Origin of the sequence: Geobacter argillaceus, from assembly GCF_007830735.1 — a bacterium.
GTDB classification, from domain to species: Bacteria; Desulfobacterota; Desulfuromonadia; order Geobacterales; family DSM-12255; genus Geomobilibacter; species Geomobilibacter argillaceus.
On record NZ_VLLN01000022.1, the window covers coordinates 45,409 to 71,855 of the forward strand.

Below are 26,447 nucleotides of genomic sequence, written 5' to 3' on the forward strand. Positions count from 1 at the left end.
CCGTTCAACAAAAGGACCCTTTATGTATCAAAGGTCTTCCCTTGCTGTCAAGCTATTTTCCAAGAAAACAGTGATCAATGCGCCGTAACCGGTTCATGATCAGTAACGATACCGGTAATGGTCCGGACGGAACCGGAACAGACCGGCACCCCGCCAAAGGCATTGTGCAGTACCTCATCCATGTGGGAGACGCAGGTGACCGTGAGACCGGCCATGACCTCCTTGGGGACCTCGTCCAGATCCTTGCGGTTCTCCTCGGGTATGAGCACCAGCTTGATGCCACCCCGACGGGCAGCCATCAGCTTTTCCTTCAGACCGCCAATCGCCAGCACCCGGCCGCGAAGCGTTATCTCCCCGGTCATGGCGATCCCCTGGGACACCGGGGAGCCGGTCAGGGCGGAGATGATGGCGGAAGCGATGGTGATCCCGGCGGATGGGCCGTCCTTTGGAATCGCCCCTTCCGGCACATGGATATGGATATCGGAGTTCTGGTAAAACTCCTTGTCCAGCCCGAGCAGATGGGCACGGGAACGCACATAGGTCACTGCTGCCTGCACCGATTCGCGCATCACCTCGCCGAGTTTGCCCGTGATGGTCAGCTGGCCTTTGCCATGGAGGACGGAGACCTCGATGATAAGGAGCTCCCCTCCGGTTTCCGTCCAGGCCAGGCCGGTTACCAGACCCACTGCCTGCCCCTGCTCCACCGAGTCGATACGGAACTTCCTGGCACCGAGGGACTCGGCCACATGGTGCGGCTGCAGCAGTTTTGGCAGCTTCTTGCCTTCCACCGCCCGATGGGCCAGCTTCCGGCAGACGCCGGCAATCTCCCGCTCAAGATTGCGCACCCCGGCCTCCCGGGTGTAGTAGCGGATGATCTCCATCACGGCCCGGTCGGAAACCGAGATCTCACGGTCGGCAAGCCCATGGGCCTCAAGCTGCTTCTTGAGCAGGTACTGCTTGGCGATGGCCAGTTTTTCCAGCTCCGTGTACCCGGCCAGGCGAATGACCTCAAGGCGGTCCAAAAGGGGCCGGGGAATGGTGTGCAGGGTGTTGGCCGTGGTGACGAACATGACCTGGGAAAGGTTATAGTCCGTATCCAGGAACAGATCGCTGAACGTGGCGTTCTGCTCCGGGTCCAACACCTCCAGGAGGGCGGAAGCCGGATCGCCCCGGAAATCGGAGCTCATCTTGTCGATCTCGTCCAGCAGGAATACCGGGTTGTCACTGCCGGCCCGCTTCAGGTTCTGGATGATCTTGCCCGGCATGGCGCCGACATAAGTACGCCTATGGCCGCGGATTTCGGCCTCGTCCCTCATGCCACCGAGGGACATCTTGACGAACGTGCGGCCGGTCGAGCGGGCTATGGAACGCGCCAGAGAGGTCTTGCCAACGCCCGGAGGTCCCACGAGGCAAAGAATCGGCCCCTTGATCCGCTTGACCAGGGTATTGACCGACAGGTATTCGAGAATCCTCTGCTTCACCTTGTCCAGACCGTAATGGTCTTCGTCCAGCACCCGGCTCGCCAGGCGGATATCGTTCTTTTCCTCGGTCAGGGTCCCCCACGGCAGTGAGGTGAGCCAATCCAGGTAATTGCGAACAACTGCCGCCTCAGCGGAAACAGGTGACATCAGACGCAGTTTTTTCAGCTCTGCCTGCGCCTTCTGAAGGGCCTCCTTGGAGAGGTTCAACCGGGAGATACGCTCTTCCAGTTCCCTGTACTCCTCGGCACTCTCGTCCTTCTTCCCCAGCTCCTTCTGAATGGCCTTCAACTGCTCATTCAGGTAATACTCTCGCTGGTTCTTCTCCATCTGCTTCTTGACGCGACCCCGTATCTTTTTCTCCAATTCCAGGATTTCGATCTCCGCGGTCATAAAGGAGATCAACCGCTCAAGGCGCCGCGCCGGTTCGGCGGTAGCGAGTAGTTTCTGTTTGTCCGGCAGCTTTATGGTCAACTGGGCCGCCAGGGTATCCGCCAGCGCCCCGGGCGTGGGCATGGCCGCCAGGGCGGTCTGCAGATCCGGGTTGGAAGCCTTGGTCAGGGAGGCATAGTTTTCATACACGGACAGCAGTTCACGCATGAGAGCCCGCACCGTGGGGGTTACCTGGTTGTTTTCCTCGGTCTCCTCGGCCTCTACCAGAAAATAGTCCGGGTGGGGCACGAAGGCGTCGATCTTGCCCCGGGACTTCCCCTCCACCAGGATCTTCACCGTGCCGTCAGGGAGCTTCAGGACCTGAATGATCTGGCAGATCGTGCCATGACGATAGATATCGTCCTCGCTCGGCTCCTCGGTCTTGGCGCTCTTCTGGGTCGCCATGAAGATCAGCTTGCTGCTCCCCATCGCCGCTTCGATCGCCTGCACGGAACGCTCGCGACCGACAAAGAGCGGAACGACCATGGAGGGGAACAAAACCAGGTCCCGTAATGGCAGAAGAGGGAACCTGATCGGTTCCCCCTTCCGATTTTCTGCTATGGTGGTTGATTCAACGACAGGCTTGTTACTCATGCAGACTCCGCCATTTGCTCATAAACGATGATCGGCTTTTCCTTGCGGACGATCACGTCCTCATTGATGACAACTTCCTTGACCATGGTCTGGGAAGGAACTTCGTACATGATGTCGAGCATGGTATTTTCCAGTATGGAGCGCAGTCCGCGGGCGCCGGTCTTGCGCTTCAGCGCTTCCTTGGCAATGGCTACCAGGGAACCGTCCGTGAACTTAAGCTTGACATGCTCCATATCGAACAGCTTCTGATACTGCTTGACCAGTGCGTTCTTCGGCTCCTTGAGGATCTGGACCATCGCCTCTTCGTTAAGCTCTTCGAGGGTGGCCAGAACCGGAAGGCGGCCGATGAACTCGGGAATGAAGCCGAATCTGAGCAGGTCCTCCGGGGTCACTTCCGTCAGGAGTTCGCCGGCTTTCTTTTCCGTCTTCTTCTTCACGTCGGCACCGAAACCAAGGGTCTTGACGCCGATGCGCTGCTGGATGAGGTTGTCCAGTCCGGCAAAGGCCCCGCCGCAGATGAAGAGGATATTGGTAGTGTCGACCTTCAGGAATTCCTGTTGCGGATGTTTGCGTCCCCCCTTGGGCGGTACGCTGGCAACGGTCCCCTCGATGATCTTCAGGAGCGCCTGCTGCACCCCTTCGCCCGACACATCGCGGGTGATGGAGGGGGAATCGGACTTGCGGGCGATCTTATCGATCTCGTCGATATAGATAATCCCCTTCTGGGCACGCTCCACATCATAATCCGATGCCTGCAGCAGGTTCAGGATGATATTCTCCACATCCTCGCCCACATAGCCGGCTTCGGTAAGGTTGGTGGCATCGGCCATGGCAAACGGCACCTTGAGGATGCGCGCCAGGGTCTGGGCCAGGAGCGTCTTGCCGGAACCGGTCGGACCGAGCAGGAGGATGTTGCTTTTGTGCATCTCCACATCGGTCGGCTTGCCCATGAATTCGATACGCTTGTAGTGGTTGTACACCGCCACTGCAAGGGTCTTCTTGGCACGGTCCTGGCCTATTACGTATTCATCCAGGACTTCCTTGATCTCCCTCGGCTTGGGAAGCCGCCGGACATCCGGCCCCAGAGCCTCTTCCAGCTTGGACTCCTCGGCGATGATGTCGTTGCAGAGCTCGATGCACTCGTCACAAATATAGACGGTCGGCCCGGCAATCAGCTTCTTCACCTCGTCCTGGCTCTTGCCGCAGAAAGAACAGATCAAGGTGTCAGATCTGTCGTCACGTCTGCTCAACGGGAACCTCCTGTCACTGTCAGGTTGTTGCGGGAAACAATTGAGTCAACGATACCATACTTGCAGGCTTCTTCGCCAGACATAAAGTAATCGCGCTCAGTGTCGGCCTCAACCTTTTCCACCGGTTGTCCCGAGTGATGCGCCAGGAGTCCATTCAGAGTTTTCTTCAGCTTAAGAATCTCCTGGGCGTGGATATGGATGTCCGTAGCCTGCCCCTGGAAGCCGCCGAGAGGCTGGTGGATCATGATCCGGGAATGGGTCAGGGAGAACCGCTTCCCCTTTTCCCCGCTGGCCAGAAGCATTGCCCCCATGGAAGCGGCCTGGCCGATGCAGATGGTTGACACGTGCGGCTTTATGTACTGCATGGTGTCGTAGATCGCCATGCCGGCCGTGACCACGCCGCCCGGCGAATTGATGTACAGATGAATATCCTTGTCGGGGTCTTCTGATTCAAGAAAGAGCATCTGGGCAATCACCAGATTGGCAAGATGGTCGTCTATTCCGCCACTCAAGAAGATGATCCGGTCCTTGAGGAGCCGGGAGTATATATCGTAGGACCGCTCCCCGCGGCCGGTCTGCTCGACAACTATCGGTACCAGTATTGACATGGTTATTCCTCTTTCCGGGGTTCCTGACGGTCAACTTCGGTAACGACGGCAGCACCCTTCAACAGCTCAAGCGCCTTGTCCTCCCTGAGTTGGTGGGTTAGATTGTCCATGGCCTGCTTATTGGTTTTGTAGAAGGTGCTCATCCGCTCGTAGGTCTGCTCGTTGCCGCCGGAGATCTCGCGCAGCTTGGCGTCTATTTCAGCCTCGTCAGTGGTGATCCCCTGCTTGTCGGCCAGGGCGTCCAGCAGCAGGGAGCCCTTCACCTGCGACTCTGCAACGCTGCGGAACTGGATCCGGTACAGCTCCTCGTTCATCCCCATCATCTCCAGGGACATCCGCTGGGCCGCCAGGCGCTGCTTGGAATTCTCCAGCATGTTGTCCAGCTGCTTGTCCACAAACGACTGGGGAATCTCGAAATCGTTCTTCTCGATCAACGCCTTGATCAGCCGGTCGCGGACATCGGCCTCGATCCTGTCCTGCTCCTGCTTGAGGAACACCTCGTAGACCTTGTCCCTGAGCTGGGTCATGGTCTCGAATTCGCCAACCTCCCTGGCGAACTCGTCATCCAGGGCCGGTACCTCTTTCACCTTGATATCCTTCAGGGTCACCTTGAAGGTCACCTCTTTTCCTGCCAGATCCTTGCTGTGGTACTCCTCGGGGAAGGTGACGACAATCTCCTTCTCCTCGTTCACGGCCATCCCGACAACCTGCTCCTCGAACCCGGGAATGAAGTTGCCGGAACCGAGCTGCAACTGGTGGTTTTCGGCAGCACCGTTTTCGAAGGGGGTGCCATCCAGGTAGCCCACGAAATCAATGGTCGCGAAGTCTTTCAGCTCTGCCGGCCGCTCCGTATCCAGCGGCTTCAGCTGCGCCATGTTCTCCTGGACCTCGGCAATGCGCTTGTCAACCATCTCATCGGTGACGGCCAGGCGCTCCCGGGTGATCTCCAGTCCCTCGAACTGCTCCACCGTGACTTCGGGATAGGTTTCAATGGTGGCGGAAAACTTGAACGGCTGGCCAGCTATAATCTGATCTGTATCAACATCCGGGTAGGCAACAGGATAGATCTTGTTCTCCTGCAGGTACTTGAAATAGGCATCGTTGAAGAGGTTCTTGACCACATCCCCTTCCATTTGCTCACGGAAGTTCTTCTCCACCAGGTCCTTCGGTGCCTTGCCTTTCCGGAACCCCTTGATGGCCGTACGCTTTCTGATGTTCTCAAAAACCTTCTCGATCTCCGCAGACACGCGGTCTGCCGGAATTTCAAAATTAAGCCGCTTCTTGATACTGCTGAGCTCTTCGACGTTTACCTGCATCTCTCTCTCCTCGACTGAATGGTCACCGCCCCGGCTCCTTAAGAGCCTTGTGGGGCAGATAAAGCTCGATTGTATATCATGCACCTGAAAATACTGTCAAGATAATCGGCTTGTTCACCAACAACAAGACTCTATGAAGTGGATCACTCGTTAACCATAAGCACAACATCAGTTGACAAGCTATTGCCCGCTATGATAAAGAAAACGCGGGAGAATAGAGACCTATGACCAAACAACAGACCGAGATAGCCGACAGGATCATTGGCGGCGGCAGCATCAGCGAAGCCGAGGCCGTTACCCAGAGCAGCGCCAGCGGACTGGACGCCTACAGCCTGTTCCTGGCCGCCAGCAGGGTGAAGGAGCATTTTGTGGGGAACAGCGTCCACCTCTGCTCCATTATCAACGCCAAATCCGGCCGCTGTCCGGAAAACTGCGCCTTCTGCGCCCAGTCTGCCCATCACAAGACCGCTGCGCCGGTCTATCCTCTGGTGGACGAGGAAAAGATCGTCGCCTGCGCCAAGGCCGCCGAGGAGGAGGGCTCATCCTGCTACGGCATCATCACCAGCGGCACCAGCATCAGCAAGGGTGAGGAACTTGAGCGGATCTGCCGGGCGCTCAGACGTATCCGGAGCGAAACCGGCATTACCCCCTCCTGCTCCCTGGGGATCATCGACCTGGAAACCGCCCAAGCATTGAAAGAAGCAGGGGCAGGCACCTACCACCACAATCTGGAGACGGCCCGGAGCTTCTTCCCGCAGATCTGCTCCACCCACGAGTACAACCAGGACGTGGAAACCGTGCGGGTGGCCAAACAGGCCGGCATGTCCGTCTGCTGCGGCGGCATCTTCGGCCTCGGCGAGACTGCCAGCCAACGGATTGAAATGGCCTTCACCCTGAAGGAGCTGGATGCCGAATCGATCCCGCTGAACTTCCTGAACCCCATCGAGGGAACGCGCCTTGCCGGCACCAGCAACATCACCCCCATGGAGTGCCTGATCACCATCGCCCTGTACCGGCTGATCCTGCCGGGCAAGATGATCACGGTCTGCGGCGGCCGCGAGCACAACCTGCGGGACCTCCAGTCGTGGATCTTCCTGGCCGGCGCCAGCGGCACCATGATCGGCAACTACCTCACCACCACGGGGCGGCCGCCCGAGGCGGACTGGCAGATGCTGAAGGATCTCGGCCTCGAAATCGAACGGTGCAGCCACTGACATGGCCAAGGGAATCTTCATTACCGGCACCGACACCGGCGTAGGAAAGACCATCGTCGTTGCAGCCCTGGCCAGGCTTCTGCGCCTGCGCGGGGTGAACGTCGGCATCATGAAACCGGTGACCAGCGGCTGTTCCGAAAAGGACGGCCTGCTCTGCTCCGACGATGCCGAACTGCTCGCCTGGGCCGCTGAGCTTGACGAGGTGAAGAGCGATAACGCGCCCTATTTGTTGCGCGCCCCCATCTCCCCGGCAATAGCGGCGGAACGGGAAGGAGTGCGGGTCGATTTCAACGTCATTGCCGAGGCCTACGGACGCCTTAGCGAACGTCACGACTTCGTCATCGTCGAGGGGGCCGGCGGGCTGATGGCCCCCATTTCCGGCGGCCTGATGGTGGCCGACCTGGCAAACCGCCTTTCCCTGCCGCTCCTGGTGGTGGCAAGGCCGAACCTTGGCACCGTGAACCACACCGTCCTCACCTGTTTCGTTGCCCGTCAGCTGGGCCTCACGGTTGCCGGCGTCATGGTCAACGGCTACCCCGCAGCCCCGGACCTGGCTGAGTCGACGGCGCCCCATCAGATCGATTCCCTCTGTGGCGCGCCGCTGCTCGGCCTGCTGCCAAGGGTTGAGGCGGATGATCAGCGGGTGATCGTCACCCACCTGGCCGATCTGCTGGACGCCCTGCCCACCACTCCAATACTGTTACGGGAGATCGGCCTTGTCTGACACCACACGCACGTTGCAGGAATACGACCGCCGCTACCTCTGGCACCCGTTCACCCAGATGAAGGAATGGGAAAAAACCGACCCGATCGTGATCGAACGAGGAGAAGGCTCCTGGCTCATCGATACGGACGGCAACCGCTACCTGGACGGGGTGGCAGCCATCTGGACCAACGTCCACGGCCACTGCCGGCGCGAAATCAATGAGGCGATCAAGGAGCAGGTGGACCGGTTGGAGCACTCCACCCTCCTGGGGCTCACCAACGACAAGGCAGCGCTCCTGGCCAAGCGGCTGGTGGATATCGCGCCGCCTGGTCTGGCCAGGGTCTTCTATTCGGACAACGGCTCCACGGCGGTGGAGATCGGGGTCAAGATGGCGTTCCAGTACTGGCAGCACCTGGGACGGCCGGAAAAGCAGCGGTACATCTCCTTCCGGAACGCCTACCACGGCGACACGGTCGGCTGCATGAGCGTCGGCGGCATCGACATCTATCACGAAGTGTTTCGACCGCTCCTCTTCCCCACCATCCAGGCCCCCTCCCCCTACTGCTACCGCTGCGAGCTCTGCGCCGAGCGTGACGCCGACCGCTGCGGCCGCCAGTGCCTGCAGGAACTGGAGCGCCTCATGGCAGCCCACACCCACGAGACCGCCGGCCTGGTCATCGAGCCGCTGGTTCAGGGTGCCGGCGGCATGATCGTCCAGCCGGAAGGGTTCGTAAGGAAAGTGCGGGAGCTGTGCGACCGCTACGACATCCTGATGATCGCCGACGAGGTGGCGGTCGGCTTCGGCCGGACCGGCACGATGTTCGCCTGCCAGCAGGAGGGGGTCACGCCCGACATCATGGCCCTGTCCAAGGGGATCACGGCCGGCTACCTTCCCCTGGCTGCTACCATGACGACCGAAAAGGTGTACAACGCCTTTCTGGGTGAGTACCGGGAACTGAAGACCTTTTTCCACGGCCACACCTTCACCGGCAACCCCATTGCCTGCGCCACGGCCCTGGCCAGCCTCGACCTGTTTGCCTCCGACCGGCTCCTGGAGCAGCTCCCAGCCAAGATCGACTACCTGCGGCAGAGACTCGAACCGCTGCGGGAACTGGACCACGTGGGCAATATCAGGATGTGCGGCATGGTCGGCGGGATCGAGCTGGTGCGCAGTCGCGAAACCAGGGAGCCGTACGACTGGGAGGAGCGGATCGGCGTCAGGGTCTGCCTGGAGGCACAGAAGCACGGCCTCTTTCTCCGGCCGCTGGGCAACATCATTGTCGTCTTCCCCCCCCTGTCCATCTCCCTGGAAGAACTCGCCTTCCTGATGGATGGCATCGACGCCTCGATACGCGCGATAACCGGATAGGCCGGATGGCAACCAAAGAAGAGACAAGCGGCTCAGGCATTATCCGGCTGGGCACTGAACTCGACATCGTTTCCCTGGACGAAACGGCCGGCCGCCTGATGGGAACTCCTCCGGCAGGGCTCCTTGGCCGGAAGATCGGCGAACTTTTCGACCTCGGCAACCTGGCCAACCTGATGAAGGGCGGCATCAGCTTCAGCAACCAGGTTGTCGTGGCCGGCACGAGAAAAATAGCGTGCGACTACGTGCCGATCGTGGAAGAGGACTGGATCGTCGGTGGCGTGCTGTCGCTCATCAGGCTGCTCCCCGATAATGCCGACCTCCCTGCGGACGAGTTGAACGAAATCCTGCGCTCCACCAGCGCCTTCATGAACTTTGATCATGACGGCATCATCATTGTCGACCGTAACGGCATCGTGGTCATGGTCAACCAGTCCTTTGCCAAGATCCTGGGCACCACCCCCCAGGCAATGATCGGCAAACATGTCGACCAGGCCTATCTGAATTCGCAGCCCTCCCACATGCCGTCCCTCATGGAGACCGGCAAACCCGAGATCGGCATCGTCCACTACTTCAACGGCAAACAAGTATACGCCAACCGCTTCCCGCTCATAAAGGACGGCAGGGTCATCGGCTCCATGGGGAAGATCATCTTCAAGGATATCCGGGAAATCCCCCTTATCGCCAGGCAGCTGCAGTCCGCAGATGAGACGAGGAACCAGCATCGCAATCTGACCGGCAAGGAAACTCTGTTCAAGTACGACGTCAACAGTATCATCGGCCAGAGCAGAAAAATGACCGAGTTGAAGGAGACCCTGCTGCGGGTGGCCCAGAAGAACTCCAACGTGCTCCTGCGGGGGGAGAGCGGGACCGGCAAGGAGCTCTGCGCCCATGCCATCCACGCCGCCAGCAGCCGACGCTATGCCCCGTTTGTCAAGGTCAACTGCGCAGCCATCCCGGAGCACCTGCTGGAGTCGGAGCTTTTCGGCTACACCGAGGGGGCCTTTACCGGGGCAAAAAAAGGGGGGCAGATCGGCAAGTTCGAGCAGGCCCACACCGGGACGATCTTCCTCGACGAGATCGGCGACATGCCGCTGTACATGCAGGCCAAGATGCTGCGCGTGCTCCAGGAGAAGGAACTGACGCTCCTGGGGGGCAGCTCTCCGAAAACGGTGGACGTCAGGGTTGTGGCGGCCACCAACAGCAACCTGGAACAGTTGGTCAGAGACGGGAAATTCCGCGAAGACCTGTACTACCGCCTCAACGTTGTCACCATCACCATTCCGCCGCTGCGGGAGCGGATGGAGGACGTCAACGCCCTGACGAAAAACTTCATTGACCAGTTCAATGGCGAATTCGGCCTCGACGTGAAGGGGCTCGCTGCCGAGGCCTGGGAGATATTCAAGAGCTACGACTGGCCGGGCAACATCCGCGAACTGCACAACGTCATCGAAAGCGCCTTCAACGTGGTCATCGGACCGCTGATCATGAGATCGCATCTGCCCGACCAGCTTGCCCGGCTGTTCCCCCCCACAGGTGAACATGCAGCCATTGACTCTGCCCGGGGAACCGAGGAATTCATTCGCGCCAGCCTCGGCAGGAAAGATATCGGCCAAATCATGGATGACTTCGAAAGAGTGCTCCTCCAGAAGGCCATCGAAGCATGCGCCGGCAACAAGCTCCAGGCCGCGCACCTGCTGGGGATATCCAGGCAGGGGCTCTACAAGAAGCTGAACAAGCATGCCAGCGAAGATCTGCAGCAGGAGTGACCCCTGCCACCTGTGATCACCACACCGAATCAGTCCCCCTCCCCTTTCTCAAGCCACAAATAAAACAGATTTTACGTAGAATAAGGAAATGTTGTTATAAACGGCATTAAAGTACCGCAATACCACTTAAATGCAGATATCACCTATTAGACCCTTGCATCACCTGAAACACACAAACCGTAAACGTTAGTTTACAGTTTGAGATCAACTGTAAACCACCCTGTCGCGCAGTTTGCAAGCGCCATTACGATCAGCAACGACGCGCGCCCTCCTTCAAACCGTAAACAGATGTTGACACCAAGACCCTTCCGTCAACGTACTAAACCGCACAGCGTTCAGACCCTATTCGTGCGTATTTACACATAATTTATCTTCACATTGCATTCGTTTCATACAAAAACATTGTTTGGTATTCCAATTGCTTTATCGCTCATTAGGCAACCTCTCGAACGGGAATTTCATCAAATGAAAACAACAGAACGAAACAATACATCAAAAGGAGGTTATACGATGAATGTTGTGCTCTCCACTCGCAATTACGAAAAGGAATATCAAGGGAAGTTGTGCTCGCCCCGGGAAGCGGCATCAGTCGTAAAGTCCGGCGACCATCTCTGCTTTCCCCTGGGCGTCGGCGAGCCGACCCTGCTGGTAAGGGCATTGGCAGCCCGCAAGCGCGAACTGGAAGGGGTTGTCGTCAACCAGCAGCATCACATCACCCCGGACTATTTCACCGAGGATTCGGTGCCGCACATCAAGGTCAACGCCTGGTTCACCAGCCACGTATCACGGGAGGCGGTCCAAAAGGGTTGGGCGGATTTCGTCCCCAACCATTTCAGCGAGGTCCCCAGGCTGCTGCGGGAATACTGGCCCGTCGACGTGGCCGGCACGGTGGTTTCCCCCATGGACGAGCACGGCTTCTTCACCTGCAGCCTTTCGGTCGGCTACACCATGGAAGCGGTCAAGAAGGCGGGCAAGGTGGTAGTGCAGGTGAACCCCCAGGCACCACGCACCCACGGCAACTGCCATATCCATATCTCCGAGGTCGACCATATTATAGAGTGCGACGAGCCGCTCCAGGAGCTAAAAATACCGGAAATCTCGCCGGTGGAAGAGGCGATTGGCGGCTACCTGGCGGAAATGATCCCCGACGGCTCCACCCTGCAGCTCGGCTGGGGTGGCGTCCCGAACGCGGTCTGCAAGGCGCTGCTCAGGAAAAAGGATCTGGGTATCCACACCGAGCTGATCTCCAACGGCATCGTCGACCTGATGATTGCCGGGGCCGTGAACAACTCCCGCAAGACGATCAACCGCGGCAAAAGCCTGGGCACCTTTGCCCTCGGAACCAAGCGCGTGTTCGAATTCATGAACGAAAACCCGATGATAGAGATGCACCCGGTGGACTACGTAAACGACCCGTACGTCATCGGCCAGATCGACAACATGGTCGCTATCAACGCCACCATCCAGGTGGACCTCCTCGGGCAGTGCTGCTCGGAGTCATTCGGCCATTTGCAGTGGAGCGGCACCGGCGGCCAGGCCGACTTCGCCCGCGGCGCCAACAGGTCCCGCGGCGGCAAGGCGTTCATCTGTACAGCAGCGACTGCCAAAAACGGCACCGTGTCATGCATTGTGCCGACCCTTGCGCCATCGGCATCGGTCACCACCAGCAAGAACGATGTGGATCACGTGGTAACCGAGTTCGGGGTAGCCAAGCTACGGGGACAGACCGCCAGGCAGCGCGCCATTAACCTGATCAACGTTGCCCATCCCGACTTCAGGGGTGAACTGATGGAGGCGGCACGGAAAATGAATCGGATCTAACGGGAACCCCACGGCTGCATCGCGAAATATTCTTTCAGCCGGACGAAAAAGAAAAAATCCTTCATCCCTTGTCGGGGCGAAGGATTTTTTCTTTTTCAAACAAGAAGCACTGGCATGCATCACCCGATAACTGGCCGCCTTGGGCCGGCGACACCGCATCAAGCAAGAGAGTCTTTGATAACATCTGTCTAAAACAGGTTCAATTCCCCTGAAACCGGGCAGCCCGTTTTTCCAGAAAATGGGCAACCCCCTCCTTGAAGTCCTCGCTCTGAAAACTTTGGTACATTTCGTTGTTAGCGGCGGTAATCGCATCTGCCAATGACTGAAAAGGGGCATCCCAGAGCTGTTGCTTGATCACCTGCAAGGAGCGGGGAGACACGTTTCGCGCCATATCATCGGCATAGGCAAGCACCTCCTCCAGCAGGTTTTCCGGAGCGACCAACCGGTCTACGAGGCGCATGCCCAATGCCTCTTCGGCCGTAATCTTCCGTGAAGAGTAGAGCAAATCGGCTGCATTGCCAGGGCCAACGATACGCGGCAGTATCCAGGCAATTCCGTGCTCCGCAATCAGTCCCCGCTTGGAAAATGCCGTAGCAAATACGGCTGATGAGCTGGCAAAGCGTATATCGCAATACAGTGGAAAAACGAACCCGATACCCGCGGCAGCACCGTTAATTGCGCAGATAACCGGTTTGCGGATCGCAGGAAAATAACAATAGCGGGACTGGTAATCCGCTCGACGATTCATGTCGTAGGGTCGCGTCCAGTCTTCGGAACTGCCGTCGTCGGGGGATATGGTTTCCAGTTCTGCCAAATCCATCCCGGCACAAAATGCCCTCCCCTTGCCCGTCAGCACAATGACTCTGACATGCGGATCGCGGTCAACCTGCTCAAACGCGGCACGTAACTCCGCTTCCATTACCTTGGTCAGGGCGTTCATCTTGTCCGGTCGCGACAGGGTTATCAGTGCGACGGTGCCCTCGGGACCGCAGCGACTCAGTTCTATTTGCGTAAAGATCACACGATGCTCCTTATCCCCCGACGCATTTCACCCAAGGATGTGGGACAACATCTGCCAGACGTCGCCGGATGATCGAAACCGCCACACTGACTGACCAGCCAACCACAAACCACCTGTACGTTACGACACATTGCCCCGTGGTACCGCGACAGATCAAGGTCGCCGCTTACCGGACCTGTTGCCGGTGTTTCCAGCCGGCCTCGGTCATGACCCCGTGCAGGAACAGATCGATCGTTTCAGAGATATACTCGTCCAGGGTCATATTTTGACCGAGAACCCAACGTTTAAGGGCCCAGCCATGGGCCACCATAACCACCTGGTATGCCATTAGACTTACGTTTACCGAACGAAAATATCCCGCCTCTATACAGGTTCGCACACAATCAGCCACCAGGCTGTTGGTTTCCAGCTCCATCCTTTTGATCTCCGCCTTCCGTTCAGAGCTGAGTGCCTTGGTTGCGCGGTAAGCCAGCAACGTGGCATCAGAATGGGCATCGACCACCTGGCAGTAAGCGCGTACCGCCGTACAAAAGCGCTCTATGGGATCGACAACGGCCTCAAGGGACTTGGGAATCTCGCGCTGATAGGAATCCAACAGGTTTTGCAGCACCAGGAAGAGCATATCCTCCTTGGTCTGGACATATGAGTAAATAAGGCCGGAACTGAACCCCGCCAGCTTTGAGATGTCCTTCATGGTGGTGGAGTCGTACGAATTGCGCCCGAACAGTGCTGTGGCAGCAGCGACAAACTGCTGGCGGCGCTCCGCTATCAGTTCCTGGTCATCAATGCTGCTATGCACAATCGTTGACATGCGACACTCTCCTTGTTGCGTACCCGACTGATGCCGATCGAGACAGTTTTTCAGTGGTTGGCCGGCCAACCACTGAAAAAACGTAACATCGCCACAAGCTCGTGTCAAACACTTTTGTAATAGGCAGTTATCAGCCTTATCGTATTACGCAGGACTTTATTGTCAGCACGTCATTCACACAGCCTTTAAGTTCCATGCAGTGGCGTTAGGAGGTGCCAAGTAGCCTGCGTCTACTTCTCCCTGATCCCATAGGGTGTGCCCAACAGCGTGGGAACCTCTATGACTCTGCCGATAGCGAGTACAAACAGGCAGCTGGCCGCCATTAATCCTCCATCCAGGAGAATGGCAGAACTCCAATTCCCCGTCGCGTCGCGTAGGGCTCCGGCAATGACAGGAGAAAGGACAGCTCCGACTTCGGCAACCAGGTTCCACATGCCAAATGCTGCCCCGCGGAGTTCGACGGGAGCGAGATCGGCCGTGACCGTATAGTTGACGGCCTGGAGGGCAAAAAACACCACGCCTGACACGAACAGCAGTATCGACATGACGACGAGGTCTTTTCTCCCGGACATGAGGTACGCGGCAAACAGGAAAATCAGCACGGTGAGAACCGCCATCAGGAAGGCGAGCGAGTTCCTTCGCCCGTTGCGCCTCAGGGCCATCGCATCGCCGATCTTTCCTCCTAGGGGAAATCCTATGAATCCTGCCAACCCGTTGAACGACGCCACGAGTGCCGCGGAAGAGAACGCACCCCCGCCGAATTCCTTCACGATTTCAACGGACCAGTACCCATAGAACCAAAGGTGCCAACAGATACCGATGCCCGAGATATACAGCAACACAAGATTCGGTTCCCGAAGGATGGGCCCCAATTCCTTGGACTTCTTGCCAAAAATGAACGCGATCAAGACGAGGGTCAGACAGGTAAGGATTACCGCTATACCTACCTTGCTGAGGCCCAGCCGATCAGTAGCGGCATAGACGGCCATGATGGCGACCAGAAATATGAGAGAGGTCTTCACAAGATTTGCAAGGGCAGGCTTATAGCCATACGTCGTACCGGGCAGTTTGGGGGCGATGTAGGCCTTGACCAGGAAAGCCACGACCAACGAAGCCGCACCAAGCAGCAGAAACGGTGCCCTCCAGGCATCTTCACCCATGAAGGGCTTCGCCAGGTTGATCAAGTGAATGGTGCCGAGAAGTGCCGACGTGAACCCCAGAGAAAGGCCGGTAATCACTATCCCCATGCCAAATCCCATTTTAGGGGGGGGAGTGACGTGGGCCACGAGCGAGCGGTCGTTCGAGTAGAGGACGCCTTCTCCGAGACCTGTAAGGACCCGAAAGGCGATGAACGCCACCAGCCCTCCGGTGACCCCGGTGATGAGCGTCATGATACCTGCCCAGAATAGACTTATGACGATGATGGTCCGGTGGCCGTACTTGTCACCGAAGTATCCGCCGGGAAACTGCGTAAGCATGTAACCCGCAAAGAAGAGGCTGCCGAGCAATCCGCCCAGAGCATGGGGATTGGCCGCGGATTTGAGAAAACCGACGTTGTTGGCGATCATCCAGGAGATGACCGGTCCCGTAATCGTCCGGTCTGCATAAGATACTGCCCAGCCCATAAAAAGCATCAGCCATACGGTATGATACTGCTCCCATTTCCTTTTTTTCATCCTACTTGCCCCCACTTGAAATAAACTTCAGAATTGACGTCCATACCGTTCCTGAAACTACAAAACACCCTGAGACTCAGGGATTGTCCTTACCCCTCAGGCGCCAGAATCGGGCATTAATGACCGCTGGAGCTATATTCATCACAAGCTGCCTGATATGCAGTAATTTTCCCCCGTAACTCATCCGGGAAAGGAGTTGCCTTGAGAGCACCATTCTGCTCAACACTGTAGCAGGCTGTCAGTTGCCCTGAGATACAATGGGCACCTTTTCCGTCATACCCCTGCACAGTATATGAAATGCTCGACCTGCCCAGCCTGCTGACTGTAAATATGAGTGAAATCAGTTGTCCCGATACAACGCGACTCAGGATGTCGCAGGTGACCTGCAGGAAAGGCTGTCCCCTCTTAAGGATATTTTGCTCCATCCACGAGATGCCCAGGAACTTCCCATACCATTCGCCGTTGGCTTCCAAGAGGTAATCGAACACCCTTGGCAGGTAAATGGTGCCCGATACGCCGCATTCCCCGTACACCACCCGTCTCTGAAGGATGAACGGTACCTCTCCGGCCCCCCCGGCCAGCGGTAATGGCACGTTCCGGTCCGCGGTTACCGGGCAGCCAGCCTCTTCAACGGGGCCGGCTGCCCCACAGCTGGCCCGATACCTCTCAATGCGCTCCCCATACTCCGGCGGAATGGGAATCTGCTTGAACTGCCTGCGTTCCACAAAACAGGACGTCAGTGTTGTCCGGAAACAAAGTTCTCCCGCCTGGTTCACCCCTGAGATACTGAACGTAAGAATTGAATGCTCGACGCTGACCACCACGTGAGCCAGAACAGTTTCTCCAGCCGTCAGTGCCTTACGAAATTCACATCCGGCGTGCAGAAAATGGAGTTCCATGCCATGCAGGGTGACCAGATCGCTCCACGATACTCCCACCACCTGTTCAAACCAGCCTTCGATCGCCTCGACGGCATAATCGATGGCCCGCGGCGTATAGTAATTCAGGGATGCATCGCAATCGCCATACCGTACCATCCGTCGATATTCATATGCAGTGGGGCGCTGCTGGCTCATGACACTATCCAGTCTACAGGTAATGCAGTTCCCTGGCCTGGGCCGTCATCTCGTCGCGGAACCGGGGATGGGCGATATTGATCAGTGCCTGCGCGCGCTGGCGGACCGTCTTGCCGTAGAGCGCTGCCACTCCGAATTCCGTCACCACGTAATGCACATGGTTACGGGTAGTGACCACGCCGGCGCCCTGCTTGAGCATCGGCACGATCTTGCTCACAACGGTTCCGTCACGGAGCTGTGCCGTGCTCGGCAGGGTGATGATCGGCACCCCCCCCTTGGAACGCGATGCGCCATAAACAAAGTCCAGTTGCCCGCCCACAGCAGAATACATCCTCGGCCCGATGCTGTCGGCGCATATCTGCCCGGTCAGATCCACTTCGAGAGCCGAGTTTATCGCCACCATCCGGTCGTTCTGGGCAACCACGAACGGATCGTTCACGTATTCGGTGCGGTAAAATTCAACCAGCGGGTTGTTGTCCACCCAGTCATACAGCCGCTTGGTCCCCAGGAGGAACCCGGCGATGATCTTGCCCGGATGGAGTGTCTTGCGCGCATTCGTGATGACACCGGCTTCCACCAGATCGATCACCCCATCGGAAAACAGTTCGGTATGGATCCCCAGGTCCTTCTTGTTGTACAGATGCTTGAGCACTGCATCGGGGAGGGCACCGATTCCCAGTTGCATGGTGGCACCATCCGGGATCAGCCCGGCGATGTGACCGGCGATTTCCTGAATGACCGCCTCGTCACCCTTTTGTCCCATGGCATGCTCGCAGATCGGCTCATCGACCTCAACGATATGATGGAGCTGCTCCACATGCATGCGCGTGTCGCCGAGGGTCCGCGGCATCTGCCTGTTCACCTGGGCGATGACGATCCTGGCGCTTTCGGCAGCCGTGATCGTCGGCCCCGGCTCGGTGCCGAGCGAACAGTACCCCTCCTCATCGGGGGGTGACACATGAATGAACGCCAGATCCAGCGGCAGGAGCCCGTTCTTGAACAAGAGGGGCATTTCGGAAAGCAGGACCGGGGTGAAGTCGCCACGTCCCTCGTTCACCGCCTGCCTGACATTGGCGCTGATGAACATGGAGTTGACGCGCAGATGCCCTGCCATCTCCGGTGCAGCATACGCTGTCGAGCCAAAGGTCAGCACGTGGCAGATCTCCACATCTTCCAGCTCGGGCGCGCGCCTCACCAGTGCATCCAGCAGCGTGAGTGGTACGGAAGCATTGCCGGTCAGGAACAGGCGATTCCCGGAACTGACCGCCTTCACCGCCTCATCGGCCGTTTTTACACGTGATCTGTAAACTTCCTGCCAGTTAGACATCGGTATTCTCCTTGCCAGTTCCAGACTCATGGTCTCCTCCTGTATGTCTCATGGTTCGTGCCTGCTCGCCAGCCATGGCAATTGCCCTTGGAAATGGGGCCGGCATCCTGGCTATCCGGACTGCCACTCGCTCCAAAAACAAGCGAATGGAGCAAAACTCAGTACTCGTAGAAACCCTTGCCGGTCTTGCGTCCCAGATGGCCGGCCTTCACCTTGCGCATCAGGGTGACCGGCGGGTAATGGCTCGGGTCTTTGGTCTCTTCGTAGATCCCCATCCTGGCTTTGGCGACGATGTCCAGGCCGACCATGTCCATGAATTCGAAAGGACCGATGGGATGCCCCAAACCGAGCCGCATCGCCTTGTCGATGTCTTCCGGCGAGGCAACGCCTTTCTCCAGGAGACGAAGCGCTTCGAGGATGGCCATGCCGTTTATCCGGTTGACAATGAAGCCGGCGGTATCCTTGTTGACGACAATCGGTTCCTTGCCAAGGCTGGTGGCGAACTCCCTGGCCAGGGCAACGGTCTGATCCGACGTGAGAATGCCGCGCACGACCTCGATCAGTTTCATGCGGTGAACAGGGTTGAAAAAGTGTATGCCGACGAATCGCTCGGGATTGCTCACCGCTACGGCAATCTCGGTTATCGGGATGGAGGAGGTGTTGGTTGCGAGTACGGCTGACGGAGAACAGATCTGACTGAGTTCGCGAAACAGGTTCTGCTTGATCTCCAGATCCTCTGAGATGGCCTCGATCACCAGATCGGCGTCCGCAGCCCTGCGCAGGCTGTCACTGATCTCTATCCTGGCCAGGAGCGCTTCTTTCGTTTCCCGGAGTTTCCCCCCCTCGCTCATCTTGGCCAGCGACTGTTGAATCGAGGTCAGCCCCTTTGCGCGCATCGCCTCACTGGCGTCGACAGCGACCACCTGGTGTCCGGCCTGCGCACAGGCCTGCACAATTCCGCTCCCCATGGCTCCCATTCCAACCACAAACACCCTCTTGGCGTTCATTGCAACCTTCCTTTCTCAGACATATTCAGATTATGCCCCGACTCAGACCTGGTCTGGTCTGAAAGCTGTTACCCCAGGAGTTTTCGCTCCGGATCAAAGGAGCGCAACAATGACACCTCTTCCGGCGTGGGGGGCGCGATGAGCCGCAGCTCCTTGCGGACTTTGACGGGCCAGCCGCAAGCCCTCACCAGCGCAGCGACTGTTTGATCAACCCGGTCCGGCTCGGCAATGACCGCGGCAATTTCCAGATCGCCGCTGTCCGGCGACAGTTCCAGCAGCCCGAGATCGGTGGCGACCGCAACAAGACGGCCAACCGGGCTAGTCCTGAACGGCAGGCTGTCAAGCAGGCGCCCCTTACCGGCCGGCATGACCACCATGTAGTCGCTGTTGCCGTTCACCAGATCATTGGCGCCGCCGGAGCCAACGAGAAAGGTCCCGTTCGCGGTCATCGACGAATTGATGTTCCCCTTGCGGTCCATCTGGCCGGCGCCCAGGAGGGTCAGGCAGCGCTCTGCCGTTGGTCCGCCGAGTACCCCGAGCGTGTGGATGAAGTCCGAGTGAAACAGGCTCGAACGGGTGTTGGGGGGATTGAACAGGTACGGATCCCCCTTGGCCGGCCGAAAGCCGTACAGCCCGGTTTCCGCGACCAGCATCGCATGAAGCCCTTCATGGTGGCAGATATCCTCGGCCGCCCAGGCGGCGATGTGGGAAAGCCCGATGCCGGCGAACAGCATGTCGTGACTGCCGGCCTCGACCCGCGCCACGGTTTCCCGCATGGCCAGAACCGCCGCGCATTCCTCGGGACTGGTAGGTATCCCGTCCGGAACCGAGTACTCCTCGGGGGCTACTGCCAGCGCCGCCGCATGGAGGGCTTCCAGACGATCGTTCCCCAACCGTGCCAGATAGGTTTCATGGGTCCCGTTGAACACCCACTCCTCTACCCATGCCCGCATGGCGGCAGGATCGCGCGATAACCGCCGCAGTTCGGCACGCATCGGGTAATCCTCGGCATACGGACGCACGCCGTCGTCATTCCAGACGAATACGGCCTGGGGATGGGCTCCGTAGGGCACTTCCGACACCCATGCCACCCGATTGCCCGGCAGCCCGGGACGGTGGCCGAGGCGCCTGAACTCTTCCGGAGAAATCACCTTCTCCGCTGTCACCACCACCCTGCGGGCCGCCCATGCCCCCCACAGGTCCTCGCCGTCGGGTCCGTAGACGACGGTGTTGCCAAGCGTGTCGGCAACTACCCCGTGGACAAAGGCGACATCCGGGACCAGTGCCGAAATGACCTGTACCGGCCCGCTGCCAAAGGGATCATCGACGACCGCCCGACCTTCTCCTGTGCCGAGATCGCTCCCCATCAGACTGCGAACCGGGACAAACGGCCACCCCATGGCACCGGCCATCAGGCGCAATGGCAAGGTAAGGTTGGTCCAGTGGGGATCGTGTCCCCCCTCGTTGGCAATGGCCTCACCCAACACCCTCGCCGGCGCCGGCGAGGGAAAGCTGTTCCCGAGGAATGCCGATTGCATCCGCCGCACCGCCCCTGCCGCATACAGGACCGACGCGTACTCGATAAGCCCCGTGCCGACCAGCTCCAGACTATGGCTGTCCCTGAACTGCCGGGCCACCTCGAAGGCTGCGGCATGGGGCCTGTTGTGGGAGAACGAGAAAATGATCTGGTCTCCCTGCCGGACCGCCCGCGACACGGCTTCGGAGAGCGATACCAGCTTGCTTCCGGGACGCGAACCGACAGGTACATCCTGTGGCCGCTTCCCGCAGCAACTGTCATGGCCTATGGCATCCCCACCGGGACTGTTCGCACACAGTGTCATCTCAATATGCTCCCTCTTTTCACGATATCGCCCACGTCACTCCCCCGGGGACCGCCATGACGGCTCCGGGGGATATTCCCCATCTCACCGGTACGGAGAGAAATCCGGCTTGCGCTTCTCGGCAAACGCCTTCTTCCCTTCCATCGCCTCATCGGAGGTACCGAAGATGCGCAGGATGTCCGCCGCCATCTTGGCCTGGCCATAGATATGGGCACCGTCGGCGTTAAAGGCGTGCTTGAGGGCGCGCAGCGCGGTGGGGCTCATATCCGCCGCCTGCCGTGCCCAGTCGCGGGCCTCGGTCATCAGGTCGGCGAGCGGCACAACCTTGTTGACCAGACCCATATCAAGGGCTTCCTGGGCCGTGTACTGGCGACAGAAGTACCAGATCTCCCGGGCTTTCTTCTCGCCGACGATACGTGTCAGCAAAGCGGTACCCCAGCCGGCGTCGAACGACCCGACCCGCGGACCGGCCTGGCCGAACTTGGCGTTTTCTGAGGCAATCGTCACGTCGCACAGCACGTGAAAGACGTGGCCGCCGCCGATCGCGTAGCCGTTGACTGCCGCGATGACCGGCTTGGGGATATCGCGGATGGCCATGTGCAGTTCGTCGATCTCCCACAGGCCGTTATCGCTCGTGCCGTAACTCCCGGTTTCCGCATACTCGATCTGGTCGCCGCCCACACAGAAGGACTTTTCCCCTGCTCCCGTCAGGATGACCACCGCCACACCGGGATCGGCCCAGGCGCGCTTGAAGGCGTGCAGCATCTCCTCGATGGTCCGGCCCCGGAACGCATTCATCCGCTTGGCCCTGTTCATGGTGATGGTGGCAATCTGCTCGCTCACTTCGTAGGCAACATCGGTATATTCCATCTGCTTTCTCCCTCTCGTTTTATGGGTTGAGTGCACTCCGCACCCTATACTCGCTCTTTTCAGTTACTGCCTGTTGCGCGGGCAGTCCGTTCCGCCACGAACGCTGTGACGCGGGTCCGTGCATCTTCTGATACAACCAGATCCCGCTGGGCCTCGATCTCCATCTTGAAGCCGTCAACACCCGGCCGTGTAAATGCCGCGATGCAGTTCTTACTGACGCGCAGGGCCGGCAGTGCCAGGGCGGCGATCCGCTCCCGGATCTCGTTGGCCCGCGCCGCCAGCTCCTCGGCAGGAGCAGACCATTGCACCACCCCGAGGCTGCAGGCAGTGGCCCCGTTGATCAGTTCGCATCCCAGAATCAAACGGCTGGCAACGCCGGGACCGCAGAGGCGCGTCAACCTTTGCGTGCCACCGGCTCCGGGGATGAGCCCCAGCCTTGCTTCGGGCAGGCCGATGGTAGCGCCTTCGGCGGCGATGCGCAGGTCAAAGGCCAGCGCCAGTTCGAGGCCACCACCGAAAGCTGCCCCGTTGATCTCACAGAGCGTCACGCACTGAAGGGCTTCTATCCTGTCGAAGAGCACGTGCAGCGACCGGTTGTACTCAACGCTTTTCTCCGGTGGCTGCGAAAGACGCTCTTCAACCTCCTTCAGGTCCGCGCCGGCGCTGAACACGGAGAGTGCGCTGCGCAGGTGAACCACCACTAAGCCTTCCATCCGGTCTATCTGGTCGAGCAGTTTGTGAAACTCGGCAACAAACCCGTCACTGAGCGCATTGACCGGCGCCCTGTTCATGGTGACTATTACGGATCTGTCGTTTTTCTCCAGTTTGAACATGACATCTCCCCTTAACGGATCTTCTCCCCACCAGCCTGATTGACCACTCAACCACCGAAACCTTGCATCTCTTGCCAGCCTGCTGACTGCCGGATCAACTGCAAAGATCCGGTCAGGCCGCAGTCCGGTTCAGATGGGGAAGCGGCCCAGAAGTTCGCGGGCAATCACGAGCCGCTGGATCTGGCTGGTCCCCTCGGCAATGTGATAGCACTTGACGTCCCGGTAATAACGCTCCACCGGGTAGTCCATGCAGTAACCGTATCCGCCATGAACCGTTATTGCCGTGTCGCAGGCCTTCAGGGCTATTTCGGCCGCATAATACTTGGCCATGGACGATTCCATCTTGATCGGCATGCCGGCGTCGTACATCTTTGCGGCGTTGAGGGTGAGCAGCCGGGCCGCTTCGATCTGGGTAGCCATCTCGGCAATCGGAAACTGGATCCCTTGGAATGCCGCGATCGGCTTGCCGAACTGGGTCCGCTCCTTGGCATACTCTATGGCTGCCTCCAGGGAAGCCTGGGCTATACCCACAATCAATGAGGCTACGTTTACCCGGCCGCGGTCCAGGGCCTTGGCGAACGACCTGAACCCTGTTCCCTCTTCGCCGAGCATGTTTTCCTTGGGGATACGCACCGAGTCGAAAAACAGCGAACAGGTCGGCGAGCCATGCATCCCCATCTTGTGTTCGGGGGTACCGATCTCGAATCCCGGCATGCCACGCTCAAGGATGAACGCGGAGACTCCATTCTCGGTCTTGGCGGTTACCAGGAAGACATCGGCGACCCAGGCGTTGGTGATGAAGGCCTTTGAGCCGTTCAGAACGTACTGGTTGCCGTCAAGGACGGCCCGCGACTTCGGATCGCCCGCATTCGACCCTCCGGAAGGTTCGGTCAGGCCAAAGGCGCCGAGCTTGCGCCCGGATGTCAGGTCTTTCAGATAGTTGTCTTTTTGTTCCTTGGTGCCGTGCTCGGCCAGCAGAGTCGCCACCAGACTCATATGGGCGTTGAAGCAGTTGCCGACGGAGGCGCACGCCTTGGAAATCTCCTCGAGAATCAGGCAGCAGGTAACGGCATCGCACCCTGCGCCACCATACTCTTCAGGCTGGCCCGCCCCCAGGTATCCCTGTTCCCCCAGTTCCCTGAAAAGTTCCCGGGGGAATTCGCCGGTGAGGTCGATATCCTTTGCCAACGGGAAGATCCGTCCCTTGGCAAACTCCTTGATACCATTCCAGGCATCCAGTTGATCCTCAGTAAGATGATACTTGTTCATTATCCACTCCTTACCATGTGCATAGCGTTGAATGCGTGTAGCAATGCGGGGTCCGGACATAGCCAACCGTCCGTCAGACCATGGTGTAGCCGCCACTGACGCTCAAGGTCTGGCCGGTAACGTTGCCCGCACAGGGAGATGCCAGGAATACCACCGCCTTCGCCGTATCGTCCGGCGTTCCCACCTTGCGCAGAGGATACGCCTTTGCCGCCTTCTCCAGCACCTCGGACGTGAACGTGCTGATCTGTGCCTGCCAGTGGCTCCCCTCGCCGATGTTCTCCGGTTTCGGCGGCGTCAATCCCGGGCAGACCACATTGAACCTAATCCCATGGCGACCAAGCTCCTTGGCAAGCGACTTCGACAGGGCAATCACGCCACCCTTGCTCGCCGCGTAGACCGCTTCCCGGAACTCTCCCGTGCGCCCGGCATCGGAACCGACGCTCACCACTGCTCCCGACTTTCGCTCCACCATGTGGTCAAGCACGGCCCTGGTGCAGTTAATGACACTCCAGAGATTCATGTCCACGGTCTTTTGCCACTTTTCCCTGCTCTCTTCCAGGAAATACTGGTCCAGGGTCCCGCCCACACTGTTGACCAGCACATCCACCTGTCCCAGCTTGTTCAGCACCTCGGTAACCATGGCCTGAACCTGCTCCATACTGGTCACATCCGTCTTGATGGCAAGGGACTTCAGCCCCATTCCCCGGATCTCCTCGGTTACCTTCTGCGCCTGGGCATGGTCCCAATCGACAACCACAACATTGGCCCCCTCCTTGGCGAAGTTGATGCTAATGGCACGACCGATGTTCGATGCCCCACCCGTAACGATTACTGTCTTTCCTGCCAGTCCCAGATCCATTGTATCCTCCTGTCCTAACGTTGGTTTTCCCGGCTTTGTTCTCTCCCCCCCATGTCGGGGCTGGCAAAGAACTCTCCAGAAGTTATGTAATGATTCTTCTAGACACCTATGACGACACGTCGACGTTATTAGACCCACCAACATTGGTTGACCAGTCAACCATGATCCGGCCTCAAAAAAAAGCCTTCTTCCCGCCCGACAGGCTCGGCCTTGTTACCGTACCACTGTTTCCAACCGGACTCTGTCAGGGCAGCGTGCAGGAATGAGTCAACGGCCTCGCTCACATATTCATCCAGTGTCACGGTCTTGGCAAGAACCCAGCGCTTGAGAGCCCAGCCATGTGCCACCAGTACCACCTGATACGCCATCAGGTGCACGTTTAATGTCCGAAAATATCCCGCATCGACACAGGCTTGAACACAGTCAGCGACAAGACTGTTGGTCGCCAGTTCCATCTTCATCAATTCGCCCTTCCTCTCGGAACAGAGAGACTTGACGGCACGGTACGCCAGCAACGTAGCATCGGCATTGACGTCGACCACCTGGCAATAGGCACGAACAGCGGCACTGAAGCGCTCGATCGGGTCAGATACGTTTTCCAGGGACCGGGGAATCTCGACATGATACGAATCCAGCAGATTTTGCAGCACCAGGAAAAGAATATCCTCCTTGGTCTCGACGTAGGAATATATGAGGCCGGAACTGAACCCCGCCTGCTTGGAAATCTCCTTCATGGTAGTCGCATCGTAGGAGTTACGGCCAAATAGCTCCGTTGCCGCAGCAACAAACTGCTGTCGCCGCTCTGCAACCAACTCCCGACCATCAATGCTTCTATGCACAAGCGTTGACATGCGACACATCCCTAGCGTCCACTGAACACCATTCTAAAAAGAGCTACCCATCACCACAATCATGATCCTTAAAGCAACTATCTAAACCAAATTACTAAACGGCATCAGAACATGAATAGATGATGACGTTACAACCATCATCTACCTCAAACGCCACTCAGCAGCTTCTTAGTCACACTGATTGACCAGCCAACCAACCAGCTGTTTCCAAACTAGCACTACACAGATGTAGTGTCAAACACTTTTTTACAGCATACCGAACTTAGTTGAAATCCAGACTCCGTGGGGAGGAAAACATCCCCACGTAAGCCATTGCACCATTCAGAACCGGTAGCAGCTTGAATTCTTACCGCCACTACTTCTGAGTAACTTAACCATAGGTGGTTGAATTTATGGGTTTTATGTCAAGCCATTTGACCCTGTACCGGGACCAGTTCAAAACCGAGTTGTTG

General features: G+C 58.3%; 21 protein-coding genes. 5 read left to right on the plus strand and 16 right to left on the minus strand.

Annotated features, from left to right (window positions below; genetic code table 11):
- Positions 1–74: 74 nt before the first annotated feature.
- From lon to tig, 4 genes are read right to left on the minus strand one after another with little or no spacing between them, the layout of a single operon-like run.
- Positions 75–2,504, minus strand: a complete 2,430-nt coding sequence (gene lon / locus JN12_RS15625; protein ID WP_145024426.1) for an endopeptidase La — start codon at positions 2,502–2,504, stop codon at positions 75–77.
- Positions 2,501–3,754, minus strand: coding sequence for an ATP-dependent Clp protease ATP-binding subunit ClpX (gene clpX, locus JN12_RS15630; protein ID WP_145024428.1), 1,254 nt, complete (start codon positions 3,752–3,754; stop codon positions 2,501–2,503). Before clpX ends, lon begins: the two co-directional genes overlap by 4 nt.
- Positions 3,751–4,356 carry an ATP-dependent Clp endopeptidase proteolytic subunit ClpP gene (gene clpP, locus JN12_RS15635; protein WP_145024461.1) on the minus strand — a complete coding sequence of 202 codons (606 nt, stop codon included), beginning with the start codon at positions 4,354–4,356 and terminating at the stop codon, positions 3,751–3,753. The genes clpX and clpP overlap by 4 nt, the downstream gene beginning before the upstream one ends.
- Before the next feature lie 8 nt (positions 4,357–4,364).
- Positions 4,365–5,678 (minus strand): trigger factor, encoded by a 1,314-nt coding sequence (tig, locus tag JN12_RS15640; protein WP_145024430.1) that lies wholly within the window; start codon positions 5,676–5,678, stop codon positions 4,365–4,367.
- A gap of 224 nt (positions 5,679–5,902) precedes the next feature.
- On the opposite strand from tig, the gene bioB reads away from it, so the two are divergent.
- From bioB to JN12_RS15665, 5 genes are all read left to right on the plus strand, one after another.
- Positions 5,903–6,892, plus strand: a complete 990-nt coding sequence (gene bioB, locus JN12_RS15645) for a biotin synthase BioB (protein ID WP_145024432.1) — start codon at positions 5,903–5,905, stop codon at positions 6,890–6,892.
- A 1-nt stretch (position 6,893) separates the two neighbouring features.
- On the plus strand, positions 6,894–7,616 hold the full coding sequence (gene bioD, locus JN12_RS15650; RefSeq protein WP_145024434.1) for a dethiobiotin synthase: 723 nt from the start codon (positions 6,894–6,896) through the stop codon (positions 7,614–7,616).
- Positions 7,609–8,967, plus strand: coding sequence for an adenosylmethionine--8-amino-7-oxononanoate transaminase (bioA, locus tag JN12_RS15655; RefSeq protein ID WP_246125888.1), 1,359 nt, complete (start codon positions 7,609–7,611; stop codon positions 8,965–8,967). Before bioD ends, bioA begins: the two co-directional genes overlap by 8 nt.
- Before the next feature lie 5 nt (positions 8,968–8,972).
- Complete coding sequence (locus JN12_RS15660) at positions 8,973–10,733, plus strand: sigma-54 interaction domain-containing protein (protein WP_145024436.1); 1,761 nt, start codon at positions 8,973–8,975, stop codon at positions 10,731–10,733.
- 510 nt (positions 10,734–11,243) lie between these two features.
- Entirely contained in the window at positions 11,244–12,554 is a 1,311-nt protein-coding gene (locus JN12_RS15665) for an acetyl-CoA hydrolase/transferase family protein (RefSeq protein WP_145024438.1), read from the plus strand.
- A gap of 199 nt (positions 12,555–12,753) precedes the next feature.
- Here JN12_RS15665 and JN12_RS15670 read toward each other — a convergent pair whose 3' ends face one another.
- The 12 genes from JN12_RS15670 to JN12_RS15725 form a co-directional block, all read right to left on the minus strand.
- Complete coding sequence (locus JN12_RS15670; protein ID WP_211360560.1) at positions 12,754–13,575, minus strand: enoyl-CoA hydratase; 822 nt, start codon at positions 13,573–13,575, stop codon at positions 12,754–12,756.
- 166 nt (positions 13,576–13,741) lie between these two features.
- Positions 13,742–14,386, minus strand: a complete 645-nt coding sequence (locus JN12_RS15675; RefSeq protein ID WP_145024440.1) for a TetR/AcrR family transcriptional regulator — start codon at positions 14,384–14,386, stop codon at positions 13,742–13,744.
- Positions 14,387–14,616: 230 nt separating this feature from the next.
- Complete coding sequence (locus tag JN12_RS15680; protein WP_145024442.1) at positions 14,617–16,062, minus strand: MFS transporter; 1,446 nt, start codon at positions 16,060–16,062, stop codon at positions 14,617–14,619.
- Positions 16,063–16,178: 116 nt separating this feature from the next.
- Positions 16,179–17,138, minus strand: coding sequence for an acyl-CoA thioesterase (locus JN12_RS15685; RefSeq protein WP_145024444.1), 960 nt, complete (start codon positions 17,136–17,138; stop codon positions 16,179–16,181).
- Between the two features lie 13 nt (positions 17,139–17,151).
- Positions 17,152–18,495, minus strand: a complete 1,344-nt coding sequence (locus JN12_RS15690; protein ID WP_145024446.1) for an acetyl-CoA hydrolase/transferase family protein — start codon at positions 18,493–18,495, stop codon at positions 17,152–17,154.
- 128 nt (positions 18,496–18,623) lie between these two features.
- Positions 18,624–19,472, minus strand: coding sequence for a 3-hydroxyacyl-CoA dehydrogenase family protein (locus tag JN12_RS15695; RefSeq protein ID WP_145024448.1), 849 nt, complete (start codon positions 19,470–19,472; stop codon positions 18,624–18,626).
- 68 nt (positions 19,473–19,540) lie between these two features.
- Positions 19,541–21,313: a CoA-transferase gene (locus JN12_RS15700; RefSeq protein ID WP_145024450.1), complete on the minus strand. Its 1,773-nt coding sequence runs from the start codon at positions 21,311–21,313 to the stop codon at positions 19,541–19,543.
- A gap of 84 nt (positions 21,314–21,397) precedes the next feature.
- Positions 21,398–22,183 (minus strand): enoyl-CoA hydratase-related protein, encoded by a 786-nt coding sequence (locus JN12_RS15705; protein WP_145024452.1) that lies wholly within the window; start codon positions 22,181–22,183, stop codon positions 21,398–21,400.
- A 59-nt stretch (positions 22,184–22,242) separates the two neighbouring features.
- A complete protein-coding gene (locus JN12_RS15710; RefSeq protein ID WP_145024454.1) occupies positions 22,243–23,016 on the minus strand; it encodes an enoyl-CoA hydratase/isomerase family protein in 774 nt (257 codons plus the stop codon).
- Between the two features lie 129 nt (positions 23,017–23,145).
- Positions 23,146–24,285, minus strand: coding sequence for an acyl-CoA dehydrogenase family protein (locus JN12_RS15715; RefSeq protein ID WP_145024456.1), 1,140 nt, complete (start codon positions 24,283–24,285; stop codon positions 23,146–23,148).
- A gap of 73 nt (positions 24,286–24,358) precedes the next feature.
- Positions 24,359–25,144: an SDR family NAD(P)-dependent oxidoreductase gene (locus JN12_RS15720; protein WP_145024458.1), complete on the minus strand. Its 786-nt coding sequence runs from the start codon at positions 25,142–25,144 to the stop codon at positions 24,359–24,361.
- 155 nt (positions 25,145–25,299) lie between these two features.
- On the minus strand, positions 25,300–25,995 hold the full coding sequence (locus tag JN12_RS15725; RefSeq protein ID WP_145024459.1) for a TetR/AcrR family transcriptional regulator: 696 nt from the start codon (positions 25,993–25,995) through the stop codon (positions 25,300–25,302).
- Positions 25,996–26,447: the final 452 nt, after the last annotated feature.